Annotated in this window: 10 protein-coding genes; 3 read left to right on the forward strand and 7 right to left on the reverse strand. The window is 42.0% G+C overall.

Translation table 11 applies throughout. From position 1 onward, the window contains the following. Positions 1–40: 40 nt before the first annotated feature. Positions 41–280 carry a cold shock domain-containing protein CspD gene (gene cspD, locus EL244_RS05820; protein ID WP_006812622.1) on the reverse strand — a complete coding sequence of 80 codons (240 nt, stop codon included), beginning with the start codon at positions 278–280 and terminating at the stop codon, positions 41–43. A 410-nt stretch (positions 281–690) separates the two neighbouring features. On the opposite strand from cspD, the gene clpS reads away from it, so the two are divergent. Both clpS and clpA read left to right on the forward strand, forming a co-directional pair. Beyond that, entirely contained in the window at positions 691–1,011 is a 321-nt protein-coding gene (gene clpS, locus EL244_RS05825) for an ATP-dependent Clp protease adapter ClpS (protein ID WP_006813616.1), read from the forward strand. Between the two features lie 31 nt (positions 1,012–1,042). Further along, entirely contained in the window at positions 1,043–3,328 is a 2,286-nt protein-coding gene (gene clpA, locus EL244_RS05830; protein WP_126459441.1) for an ATP-dependent Clp protease ATP-binding subunit ClpA, read from the forward strand. Between the two features lie 64 nt (positions 3,329–3,392). Here the strand turns inward: clpA and infA are convergent, their stop codons facing one another. The 6 genes from infA to trxB form a co-directional block, all read right to left on the reverse strand. Next, entirely contained in the window at positions 3,393–3,611 is a 219-nt protein-coding gene (gene infA / locus EL244_RS05835) for a translation initiation factor IF-1 (protein WP_006813614.1), read from the reverse strand. A 143-nt stretch (positions 3,612–3,754) separates the two neighbouring features. Beyond that, a complete protein-coding gene (aat, locus tag EL244_RS05840; protein WP_006813613.1) occupies positions 3,755–4,474 on the reverse strand; it encodes a leucyl/phenylalanyl-tRNA--protein transferase in 720 nt (239 codons plus the stop codon). An 8-nt stretch (positions 4,475–4,482) separates the two neighbouring features. Then, the gene (cydC, locus tag EL244_RS05845) at positions 4,483–6,225 is read right to left on the reverse strand and encodes a heme ABC transporter ATP-binding protein/permease CydC (protein WP_126459444.1); all 1,743 of its coding nucleotides are present in this window, start codon (positions 6,223–6,225) and stop codon (positions 4,483–4,485) included. A 2-nt stretch (positions 6,226–6,227) separates the two neighbouring features. Next, positions 6,228–7,994, reverse strand: coding sequence for a heme ABC transporter permease/ATP-binding protein CydD (gene cydD, locus EL244_RS05850; RefSeq protein WP_126459447.1), 1,767 nt, complete (start codon positions 7,992–7,994; stop codon positions 6,228–6,230). 332 nt (positions 7,995–8,326) lie between these two features. After that, a complete protein-coding gene (locus tag EL244_RS05855; protein ID WP_126459450.1) occupies positions 8,327–10,009 on the reverse strand; it encodes a DUF7057 domain-containing protein in 1,683 nt (560 codons plus the stop codon). Between the two features lie 141 nt (positions 10,010–10,150). Beyond that, the gene (gene trxB / locus EL244_RS05860; protein ID WP_115164117.1) at positions 10,151–11,113 is read right to left on the reverse strand and encodes a thioredoxin-disulfide reductase; all 963 of its coding nucleotides are present in this window, start codon (positions 11,111–11,113) and stop codon (positions 10,151–10,153) included. A 536-nt stretch (positions 11,114–11,649) separates the two neighbouring features. Between trxB and lrp the strand changes: the two genes are divergently transcribed. Then, on the forward strand, positions 11,650–12,144 hold the full coding sequence (gene lrp / locus EL244_RS05865) for a leucine-responsive transcriptional regulator Lrp (protein WP_004918089.1): 495 nt from the start codon (positions 11,650–11,652) through the stop codon (positions 12,142–12,144). Positions 12,145–12,209: the final 65 nt, after the last annotated feature.

Genomic DNA, 12,209 nt, shown 5'->3' on the forward strand with positions numbered 1-12,209 from the left:
ACCCCTTAAAAATAATTAACTGTGCTCTATTACTCAATCATTATTCAACGAGTTGTTTGATTGCTTCATTACTTTCCACAACGGGAATAATGACGTTAGCATGGTTTCCTTTAGGACCGATGATTACACTGAAATTGACTTTTTGCCCTGCCTTGAGTGTGCGGTACCCCTCCATTTGAATGCAGGAGTAATGAGCAAAAATATCTTCTCCGCCATCTGATGGGCAAATAAAGCCAAAGCCTTTCGCATTGTTAAACCACTTAACGGTGCCTGTATCCATATTTTATCCTTTAAGTTTGCCAATCACTGTTTTATATACATGCATAAAATACACATGCAAACTAGGTATAAGTACGAGATTTATCGCTCGCAATTCATACTGTAGTAAATAGCTTTACTTGGTCAAGAGTCGGATTTTGGCATTTCAGCTAAACTGAAAATAATCCGATGAGCGTTTTAAGTTAATTTGTGTAATATTTGAAGTGGATCACAGAATATTGGTCATGTAAGTTATCGCACTTTACATGGTACACTGTCATAAACTGAGAGTTAGCTGACAAATAGCAGATAAAAACTCGTTGGGAGTCTAGCTTTATTGATCGTCCGTTTGACTAATGGATACCATTGATAATAAAGACTATGCTTAAATTGTATTTCCACACTGAGCAAGAATACTGAGCAATTAAAGTAATGAGCGATTTTCTGGGCACATTTAAAACTGACACGATTTTTAAAAATGAGGTCGAACAAACACTCCAGCCTCCATCGATGTATAAAGTACTGTTAAATAATGATGATTACACGCCGATGGATTTTGTTGTGGAAGTGTTACAAAAATTCTTTTCTTTTGATGAAGAACGCGCTACACAAATAATGTTAGATGTGCATTTTCAAGGCAAGGGCAGCTGTGGTGTTTATACGGCGGAAGTTGCAGAGACAAAAGCAGCTCAAGTTAATGCCTTTGCAAGGGAACATGAATATCCTTTATTGTGTACTATAGAGAAAGTCTGAATAGTCTTAATATCAATTTGGGGAGGTGCTTATGCTCAATCAAGAACTGGAGCTTAGTCTAAATGTCGCTTTTACTCGGGCGAAAGACAGTCGGCATGAATTTATGACTGTGGAGCACCTATTGCTAGCATTATTAAGCAATATTTCTGCACGGGAAGCCTTAGAGGCATGTAAAGTTGACCTTGTTGCTTTGAGGCAAGAACTCGAGCATTTTATTGCTCAAACTACACCTCTATTACCTGAAAATGATACTCGAGATACTCAGCCAACGCTTAGTTTCCAGCGAGTATTGCAACGTGCTGTTTTTCACGTTCAATCCTCTGGACGCAATGAAGTAACTGGCGCTAATGTGCTGGTGGCTATTTTTAGTGAACAAGAGTCTCAAGCGGCCTACTTATTACGTAAACATGATGTTAGCCGCCTCGATATCGTTAATTATATTTCCCATGGCACGGTTAAAGGTGAGGATTCGTCATCTTCAGAATCTGATGCATCTAATAATATGCCACCAAGTGAAGAACAGCCAGTCTCAGAAGACCATATGGACAACTTCACGACCAACCTTAACCAGCAAGCTAAGAAAGGTAATATCGACCCGCTGGTAGGACGACAGGCTGAATTAGAGCGTACTATTCAAGTACTGTGTCGCCGTCGCAAAAATAATCCGTTGTTAGTCGGAGAATCAGGGGTTGGTAAAACCGCTATTGCTGAAGGTCTGGCATGGCGCATTGAGCAGAATGATGTTCCTGATGTTATGAAGGAGTGTACGATCTATTCCTTGGATATAGGATCATTGTTGGCGGGAACAAAATACCGTGGTGACTTTGAAAAACGATTTAAAGCGCTACTGAAAATGTTGGAAAAAGATCCCAAAAGCATTCTGTTTATTGATGAAATCCACACTATTATCGGTGCTGGTGCAGCTTCGGGTGGTCAGGTTGATGCGGCGAACTTAATCAAGCCATTACTCTCGAGTGGTCGTATTCGTGTTATGGGTTCCACCACTTATCAAGAGTTCAGCAATATTTTTGAGAAAGACCGCGCATTAGCTCGTCGCTTCCAAAAAATTGATATTGTGGAGCCATCGCCAGAAGAGACGGTGAGGATTATTAATGGTTTGAAACCTAAATATGAAGCTCACCATGATGTTCGTTACACCGCGAAAGCTATTCAGGCGGCTGTCGATTTATCGGTTAAATACATTACAGACCGACATCTGCCTGATAAGGCAATTGATGTTATTGATGAAGCAGGAGCGAGAACGCGTTTAGTGGCGCCAAGTAAACGCAAGAAAACCATCGGCGTTCCTGAAATCGAAACGGTCGTGGCTCGTATTGCTCGTATTCCTGAAAAAACAGTCTCTTCTAGCGATAAAGATCGTTTGAGAACTTTAGATTCTCGATTGAAGATGCTGGTCTTTGGACAAGATAAGGCGATTGAAGCATTGACCGAAGCGATCAAAATGAATCGTGCGGGTCTTGGCTTAGATCACAAGCCTGTTGGCTCATTCTTATTCGCAGGACCAACGGGAGTTGGTAAAACTGAAGTTACGGTACAGCTAGCAAAAGCGCTGGATGTAAAGTTGCTGCGCTTTGATATGTCTGAATATATGGAGCGTCATACGGTTAGCCGATTAATTGGTGCACCTCCGGGATATGTCGGATTTGATCAAGGTGGCTTACTCACTGATGCGGTCATCAAACATCCACACTCTGTGGTGCTGTTAGATGAGATCGAAAAAGCGCACCCTGACGTGTTTAATATCCTGTTGCAGGTGATGGATCACGGTACGTTAACGGATAATAACGGTCGCAAGGCTGACTTCCGTAATGTGATTGTGGTGATGACGACGAATGCTGGTGTGCAAGAAACCCAGCGCCGTTCTATTGGTTTTGCGGATCAAGATAACAGCACCGATGCCATGTCTGAAATCAAAAAGACATTTTCACCGGAATTCCGTAACCGTTTAGACGGTATAATTTGGTTTAACTCGCTGTCACCTGAAATTATTACCCAAGTAGTTGATAAGTTTATTGTTGAACTTCAAGCTCAGTTGGATGATAAAGGGGTATCGATTGAAGTGAGCCAAAGCGCTCGTCGTTGGTTGTGTGAAAAAGGTTATGACAAGGCAATGGGTGCCCGACCTATGGCTCGCATTATTCAGGATAACCTGAAAAAACCGTTGGCAAACGAACTATTATTTGGCTCGTTAACGAATGGTGGCTCGGTGAGTATCGGGCTTGATGAAACAAGTAACACACTGACATACAGCTTCAATAGCGTGCACAAGGCCTCTCCGGAGGATGCGGTAATCTGACAAAATAATACCACAGGTGTCTTATGCACCTGTGGTCATGTCAGGCCTTGCCTGAAGAGAGAAATCAGCGGCTACGGAAAATAATGCGGCCTTTGGTCAGGTCATAAGGTGTTAATTCAACAGTGACCTTGTCGCCTGTCAGAATGCGGATGTAGTTTTTACGCATTTTACCTGAGATATGAGCAGTCACAACGTGACCATTTTCCAGTTCAACGCGGAACATTGTATTTGGCAGGGTATCCAAAACAGTTCCCTGCATTTCAATATTGTCTTCTTTGGCCATCTAATCCTCTAAAGTCTAATAACCGTGGTTTTTTACGGGCAAGATAATGCCCAAAAACCCACACTAAGTAAAGAAGTGTCGCATTTTAAAGCGATCTTTCTTTAGTGATAATGGGAATAAAGTTACTGAAATATCATCAAGTTTCACTTATAAAGTGGTGATATTTCAAATGATTTCGGCAAATCTATTGACTGCGGTAACCAGCAAGCTGGGTTGATCCGTTGGTCGCGCCACCGATAAAGAATATGCAAAAAATCCCTACGGGATATTTCTTTTGCGCCGAGTGAGGCGGTGTGGTGGTTAAGTACCTGACAATCAAAAAGTTGCCCATTATAGCGCAAAAAATGAAAATAGAATGTAATAAAAGCACATTTGGATGCATCATTCATTCTACTGAACATCGATTCACCACAAAATAGGTGTCCTACGTTAACGCCATACAGCCCACCGACTAACTTATCGCCATGCCAAGCTTCAATGGAGTGAGCGATACCTTCTTCATGTAATGCAATGTAACCTGCTCTAACGGAAGGTAAAATCCATGTTCCTTCTGCTCTAATTGCACAAGCTTCAATGACTTGCTGAAAAGCGTGGTTAATCGTAATCCGATACGGCGACTTTTTTAAGGTTTTTTTCATTGAGCGACTAATATGTAAGTCACCAACTTTTAAAACTGCTCGCGGATCGGGGGACCACCAGAGAGGAACTTCACCGGGGTTAAACCACGGAAAAATTCCATCATAGTATGCAGATTGTAGTCTTCTAGACGAAAGGTCGCCACCAATGGCCAGTAAACCATTAGGTTCCCGCATCGCTTCGGATACGGGAGGAAACAGATAAGAATCATCATCGAGTTGGTACATGGCTCACCTTAGTGGGTCTGTTGAACCAAATGACGCTGACGGAACTGATAATAACGACCTTGTGCAGTTAACAGTTGTTGGTGAGAACCTTGTTCAATGATTTCACCATTATCCATCACACAGATAGTATCCATCAGCTCTAAACCTTGCATACGATGGGTGATCACGATCAGCGTTTTATCCGCACATTTTTGTTTCAATAAGCTGAGTATTTGTTGCTCTGTTTGTGCATCTAAGCCCTCAGTTGGCTCATCCATTAAGATTAGTGGGGTATCATGCAGCAGTGCCCGGGCGATACCTAAGCGGCGTTGTTCGCCACCAGACAGTTGACGACCACCTTCACCCATCCAAGCGTTTAGTTTCAGCTGATTATCCAATAAATTATCTAAGCCAACCTGAGTTAACACATCAATGAGTTGCTCATCAGTCGCGCGTTCATTTGCGATTAGCAGGTTATTACGCAGTGTATCGCTGAATACATGGACACGTTGTGGAACCACCGACATGATGCTACGCAGCGCTAGCTCACTGTATTCTTGGATAGATTGCCCATTAATTGAAATTGTTCCGCTATCCACATCCCATGCACGAGTCAGCAGTTGAAGTAAGGTTGATTTACCACAACCCGTTTTCCCTAATAAAGCGAGATGTTGACCTTTATTTAATGACAGTGACACGTTTTTTAAAACAGCAAAAGGTTGCTCTGGGTAGGTAAAACTCACATTGTCGATAACTAAGCTTTCTAAATTATCGAGATTTTTACCGTCAGGCTTGAAGGTGACTTCAGGTTTTGCATGCATCAACTGGGAAACGCGGGTAGCAGAGGCAATAACTTGCCCCATATGTTGGAAAGCAACGGCAACCGGACCTAATGCTTCAAATGCGGCAAGGGCACAGAAGACGAAGAGGGCGATTAAGGCTCCAGGTTGAGTATTTCCACCCACATGTTCCGCAGCCATCCACATTAAGAGGGTTGCAGTGAACCCAGAGGCTGCCAAAATAATTGCCTGTGATAACCCTGTCAGCGCTGCTTGCTGTTGCTGACGAGCTTGCCAAGCGCTTTCAATGGCGAATAAATGCTGGCGGAAGCGTTCGGTTGCACCAAAGAGCGCCAATTCAGCTTGCCCTTGCAATGCGGATGTTAAGACGGTGCGATAATTGCTACGCAATTCAGTTAGCTCACGTCCAATTGGTTTTCCTGCACGATAAAATACCCATGGCATGGTGAACAGTAAAAATAGCATGACACCACCGAGCACCCATGCAAGACGAGGATCGAGGAAACTTAATCCAAAAATCAGGACAAAGGTGACGAAGAACGCGGTAATGATTGGTGATAATACGCGTAAATAGAGATGGTCGAGGGTTTCGACATCCGCCACTAATCTATTGAGTAGATCTCCTTGGCGAAAACGGCTGATCCCGCCGGGAGATAACGGTAGAACTTTACTGAAGGCGAAAACACGTAAATGAGCTAAAACTTTAAACGTTGCGTCATGGCTCACTAAACGTTCAGCATAGCGTCCCGCTGTACGGAATATGGCGGCTCCACGAACACCCGCGGCGGGGAGCATATAGTTAAAGAAATAAATTCCGGGGAAACCGACAATCGCTGTACCTGCTAAAAACCAACCCGATAGCGTGAGAAGCCCAATACTGGCGAGTAACGTGACAATAGCCAGAATGATCCCTAATGAAATTAAGAACCAATGGCGGCGATAAAGCGCTAAAAAAGGTAATAATACTTTCATTTTTAGAGCTCCTCATGACGGTGAGCAAGTAGTTGGGCAAAAGGCCCTTCAGATTGACTCAGTTGTTGATAATTGCCACGTTGAATTATTTGCCCATTTGCCATCACCCAAATTTGGTCATAGCCGACGGTTTCTTCCAATAGATGCGTGACTAACAAAGTAGTTTGCTGAGCAGATAACTGATTCAGAGTCTCCATAACGCGTTGTTCGCTGTGGGCATCTAAACTTGCCGCCGGCTCATCTAATAAGAGTAGACGAGAAGGTTTTAATAATACACGAGCTACAGCGACACGTTGAGCTTGCCCGACCGATAATCGAGCGGCATAGTCACCAAGGCGGGTATTTAAACCATCCGGTAGATTGGGTACAAATTCAGCTACGTAGGCTTTTTCAATCGCAGATTGAATTTCTTCGTCAGAAGCCTCCGGCTTGCCTAAACAGATATTCTCAACCAAAGTTTGTTCGGGTAAATGTGGATTTTGACCTACCCAGCCTACCAGTGCTCGCCATTGTTCAGGTTGCAGTTGGCTTAGCTCGTGACCATTAATGGTAATGGAGCCACGATAAGGTAAGAAGCCAAGTAATAAGTTAAGTAGGGAGCTTTTACCAGCACCACTTTGCCCTACTAAAGCAATACGTTGCTGTGGTTCGATAGTAAAATCGAGGGGACCAGCAAGGCATACACCATCATGGGATAAGACTTCTAATTGTTTGGCTTCAATACGAATGGGTTGGTCATCCAGAACCAAACTTCCCTGTTGCTGTTTTTCCTCACCATGGCTCTCAAGTAAAGTAACCAATGATTCGGCTGCGCCTACGGCTTGTGCTTTCGCGTGATAGTAAGTGCCTAAATCACGTAATGGTTGGAAAAATTCAGGAGATAAAATGAGCGCAAGGAAACCGGCAAATAAACTAACACCCAACCCATAACTACCGAAATTGATTTCCCCAAGATAGGAGAAACCAAAATAAACAGCCACGACGGCGATCGATATAGACGCAAAAAATTCTAAAACAGCGGAAGATAAAAACGCCATGCGCAAAACTTCCATTGTTCTAGAACGAAAATCTTCAGTGGATTCACGAATTTGGTTTACTTCAGCTTTCCCACGGAAAAACAGTCGTAGGGTATCTAAGCCTCGTAATCTATCGAGGAAACTACCACTTAAGCGGCTCAATGCTAAGAAGTTTCGGCGGTTAGCATCCGCGGCACCTAATCCAACCAGCGCCATAAACACGGGGATTAGCGGAGCTGTAACGAAGAGAATTAATCCGGCAACCCAGTTAAACGGGAAAATGGCAATGAGGATCATGATTGGGATGATCCCTGCTAAATACATTTGGGGTAGATAGCGAGAATAATAATCTTGCATATCTTCAATCTGTTCCAAAATGATGGTTGCCCAGCTGCCCGCCGGCTTACCTTTCACCCAAACTGGACCTAATTCTTGGAGTTTATCTAACACCATCCCTCGAACCTGTTGTCTGATAATTTGACCACAGTGAAAACCAACACGCTCTCGGATATAGTGAACAATAGCTCGTAGGGCGAATACGCTAATCAATAGAGCGAAGTCCGTGAGTAATTGTTCTCGGGGGATATGGTCCATCATTAGGGCTTGTAAGATTACAGCCAAGAACCAAGCTTGAGCAATAATCAGTAAACCACTTACAATGCCTAATAGCATAGAAATTCGGAGCCAACGTTTAGCCGGAGCGCTATGTTGTTTTAACCAACGCACCAATTCAGTCTGTCTTGATTTATCCATAATGATTTAGTTAGCAGGTGTAGTTTTAATGTTATTGAGTACTGTTAGACGAGGCAAAAAAAAGCCTAATCTAACGACATTTTTCCTTATCATAACAGCTTCTAAGAGATATGTTGCATAATAAAAACGGGTTATTTAAATAGAACAATTTTTGTTATCGATATGTTTTATAAAGGTAAATTATAATGAGGCCAAATATGAAGAGTTTTGAGTTAGCGGGGATGTTACCGTTATTATCGATGAAAAATAAGGTGGCTTAATTTAGATTTGTTAAGCCACCGACATTTTATTGAAGAAATAACTCTGAATAGGTAGAAAGTATTTCTATTAATTTATTCAGTTGTAATTTCTAACCACGCTTTGGGTTTTAACTGATATTGACCGTTAAGCAGTTTGTCCCATGCAGCCTTTTTGCTCGGAATATCATCAAAATGTGTTATCTGCTCTTCGATAACGTTCCAAGTGTCTGCCGTGGATTGCCAAATAATGCACTCATAGTTAGATATCTCAGCTTCACTATGGCACATCACAATGTCATCGTGACCATCTTGATTGACATCTGCCATAAATCCAAGACAACTCTGAGGGCTATAATAATTGGTGCAATACCAGCTGCCACTAATATCGTCTCCCATGGAAAACCAACTTTGAGGGATGGGTTTACTATTTTTCGCCATCACTAAAACATCTTTCAGCAACTTTTGATTTTCTGGTGAATAGTCACTGGTTTTCAATAGCATTTGATATTCAGGATTTTGGTTTAGTTTTGCGAGCGCGTCTTGGCCTCGTTTACCGAGGTTTTCTAGGTCGTAACCCAAGGTACGGTTAATCTTAATTTTTCCTTGCTCAATTGCAGACATCATACTGTTGACTGTGATCTTTTCGAAATTCGCAATTGGACTATTAATGATGAGGATAATGCCAATCAAGCTGCTTATTGCCACTTTGTTGATAGAACCTAAGGAAAGTGACCAACTCTGTCTTTTGCGAAGGATGGCAATACTGTAGGAGAGGATGATTAATGCTAGGAATATCGCGATGGTAAATGCATACAGGCGGCTCACACTCCAACTGTATTGATTCACACGAACTAAAATGCCATATAGCGAAAGGGCTGAAAATGCGTTTAATAACACAATGCTAGTCAGTACAAAACTATTAAAAATGACACCAAATTGGTGACGATGGGTTCCATCACCATAGACGGCATTAATAAAAATGACATTTAAAATGATAAAGCCAAGCATTGTGCCTGAACCTAATTCAGAAGAGGTAAAACGCACATTTGTTGCTAGCGATATAACGAAGCCAATTAAGAAAATAATGGCAACAACGCTGAGTAGTGGTAAGAAAAATAGAGAGAAATATCGGACTATATTATTTAACTGCATTACGAGCTTGGCACGAAGAAATAGCAAGCTGATGTTAAATCCCAATAAAAATGCCACCCAAAGTGTATATTCGCTGTCAAGAAGATGGCTGAGAGCAGACAGATTTACAATGGAAAATAAGAAGCTGGCTTGCTTCACAATAAGCGCTAATAATCCCCCAATGGCACATGACGTAATACCGAATAAGGTATTACGAAAATAGTAACCCACTAAACAACTATAATTCGCTTTCCATGTCCCTGTTGCTTGGTAGTTCTGCATCCAGGGTAACAAGAAAAAAATTAGCACAGTTAGCGTGACACCGACTAAAAAGGGGTCTCTACTGCTGGAATATTCCAAATCTACGCTTTGCCAAGTATTAATCCAACAAGCCAGAACAATCACGAGAATGATGTTTAGATAGAAAGCGGATTGTTTAGCATTGGTAATCAGGAAACTGATTACTGAGGGTACAAAGATAGCCAAGATCAGTGGTAGGTAAGCCAATGTTGGGCTTAATTCGATGCTGGTACGCGTGGAATAATCCAAATTGGCTGTAATGATGATGCCTTGAATGATGGCCAAGATCGAAATAATGACGTAAGCAAGCCGACTAATCGGCTCTTTTTGTGTTTGTGGGTCCATGCAATTCCCTTATTTAATTAGTATCGTTATCGGATTGAGTATAGGGAGTGGATTTAAGGCGTAATATAAACTTGCTCCTAATTAGGGAATAAAAAAAGCGCCTTAGTGGAATAAGGCGCTTGAGTATTCTAGAGGCAATAATTATTTATTGTCTGCTAATCCATCAAGATAACGTTCTGCATCTAATGCAGCCATACAGCCAGTTCCAGCGGAAGTAATTGCCTGACGATAAATATGATCCATTACATCACCTGCGGCAAAAATACCTTCAACAGAGGTTTGAGTTGCATTACCGTTAGTGCCGGATTGAACTTTGATGTAGCCATTATCTAATGCCAATTGACCTTCAAAAATCCCCGTGTTAGGGCTATGACCAATAGCAATAAATGCGCCCATTACGGCGACATCTTCAGTTTTACCTGTTTTTGTGCAACGTAAACGAACGCCAGTTACGCCCATATCGTCACCAAGAACTTCATCTAAGGTATTGTCAGTGTGCAGAACAATATTACCGTTTTCGACTTTATCCATTAGGCGATTGATTAGGATTTTTTCAGCTCTAAAGCTATCACGGCGGTGAATGAGATGAACCTCTGAGGCAATGTTGGACAGGTATAATGCTTCTTCAACCGCCGTATTCCCACCACCAACAACAGCAACTTTTTGATTGCGATAGAAGAAACCATCACAGGTTGCACAAGCTGAAACCCCACGACCTTTAAAGGCTTCTTCAGAAGGTAAACCGATGTAACGGGCTGATGCGCCTGTTGCGATAATCAATGCGTCACAAGTGTATTCGGTGTCATCGCCAAAAAGACGGAAAGGGCGTTGCTGAAAATCAACTTTAGTAATATGGTCATTGATGATTTCAGTTTCGAATTTTTCAGCATGAGCCTGCATGCGTTCCATGAGTCCTGGGCCAGTTAAGCCCTCAGGATCACCCGGCCAGTTTTCAACTTCAGTGGTTGTAGTTAATTGACCGCCTTTTTCCACCCCAGTAATCAGTGCAGGGTGTAAATTTGCGCGAGCGGCGTAAACCGCCGCGGTATAACCAGCAGGACCTGAACCTAAAATGATTAACTTGCGATGTGTGGTTGTGCTCATGAATTCCTCGTTTAGTCTCAAAAAAGCATATTCACGATTGTAGGAGAAATAGGGGGTTAACAAAAGTGATTTAACCAACCATTCATTGGAGGGGGGCAAATTTTTCTGATAGGCAATACCAATTAAGAGTTAAAAAATGAAAGGGAAAGTGCTCTAATCACGAAGTGATATTTTTAGGAATTATCCTGAATTGTGTCTGCGAAACGTTTTACTGGAAAAAAAACCGAAATCTTGTACTGATTTTTATTCATTTACTTTGACAATCGGCTGCGCATTTGCGAAAACATCTATCTAAGAGTTAATTATCTAGCAGGTCAATGGAAATGGCGCATTTTTGTTCTTACTGGAAAATTAACTTTACGTCATTCATTAACCTAAATAATGGTGATGATTGTGAACAAGGCTTCAGTTCACGGGAACTTCAGTATTACGAATAAAATAGGCCCACAGATGAATACTAACTTAAATTAGTAGGCGATCAGATGGTGCGGTTTTATAGATGTACAAAATAACAATTAGAGAAAGAGAGATAAGAGATGATTGACAATAAAAAGCGTCCTGGCAAAGACCTAGACCGTATTGACAGGAACATACTGAACGAATTACAGAAAGATGGGCGTATCTCTAACGTAGAACTATCTAAGCGTGTTGGTTTATCTCCAACACCCTGTTTAGAGCGTGTCCGTCGTCTTGAAAGACAGGGTTTTATTTCTGGTTACACAGCATTACTAAACCCTCATTACTTAGATGCATCATTACTGGTTTTTGTGGAAATTACGCTTAACCGTGGTGCGCCAGATGTCTTTGAACAATTCAATACGGCAGTTCAAAAACTTGAAGAAATTCAAGAGTGTCACCTTGTATCAGGTGATTTTGACTATCTGTTGAAAACGCGTGTGCCTGATATGTCCGCATATCGTAAATTACTAGGTGAAACCCTGCTACGTCTTCCTGGCGTAAACGACACTCGCACCTATGTAGTTATGGAAGAAGTTAAACAAAGTAACCGTTTAGTGATTAAAACTCGCTAATCTCACTTTGTTCCACCTATTCCTGCACAGCAATCCCTATTGTTGTCACACTGCAGTTTCAACGC

The organism is Providencia rustigianii, assembly GCF_900637755.1.
GTDB lineage: Bacteria > Pseudomonadota > Gammaproteobacteria > Enterobacterales > Enterobacteriaceae > Providencia > Providencia rustigianii.

What these genes read in the sequence shown, in the direction of transcription:
- cspD (WP_006812622.1), bottom strand. Translation starts at nt 280, where the DNA reads ATGGATACAGGCACCGTTAAGTGGTTTAACAATGCGAAAGGCTTTGGC.
- clpS (WP_006813616.1), top strand. Translation starts at nt 691, where the DNA reads ATGAGCGATTTTCTGGGCACATTTAAAACTGACACGATTTTTAAAAAT.
- clpA (WP_126459441.1), top strand. Translation starts at nt 1,043, where the DNA reads ATGCTCAATCAAGAACTGGAGCTTAGTCTAAATGTCGCTTTTACTCGG.
- infA (WP_006813614.1), bottom strand. Translation starts at nt 3,611, where the DNA reads ATGGCCAAAGAAGACAATATTGAAATGCAGGGAACTGTTTTGGATACC.
- aat (WP_006813613.1), bottom strand. Translation starts at nt 4,474, where the DNA reads ATGTACCAACTCGATGATGATTCTTATCTGTTTCCTCCCGTATCCGAA.
- cydC (WP_126459444.1), bottom strand. Translation starts at nt 6,225, where the DNA reads ATGAAAGTATTATTACCTTTTTTAGCGCTTTATCGCCGCCATTGGTTC.
- cydD (WP_126459447.1), bottom strand. Translation starts at nt 7,994, where the DNA reads ATGGATAAATCAAGACAGACTGAATTGGTGCGTTGGTTAAAACAACAT.
- EL244_RS05855 (WP_126459450.1), bottom strand. Translation starts at nt 10,009, where the DNA reads ATGGACCCACAAACACAAAAAGAGCCGATTAGTCGGCTTGCTTACGTC.
- trxB (WP_115164117.1), bottom strand. Translation starts at nt 11,113, where the DNA reads ATGAGCACAACCACACATCGCAAGTTAATCATTTTAGGTTCAGGTCCT.
- lrp (WP_004918089.1), top strand. Translation starts at nt 11,650, where the DNA reads ATGATTGACAATAAAAAGCGTCCTGGCAAAGACCTAGACCGTATTGAC.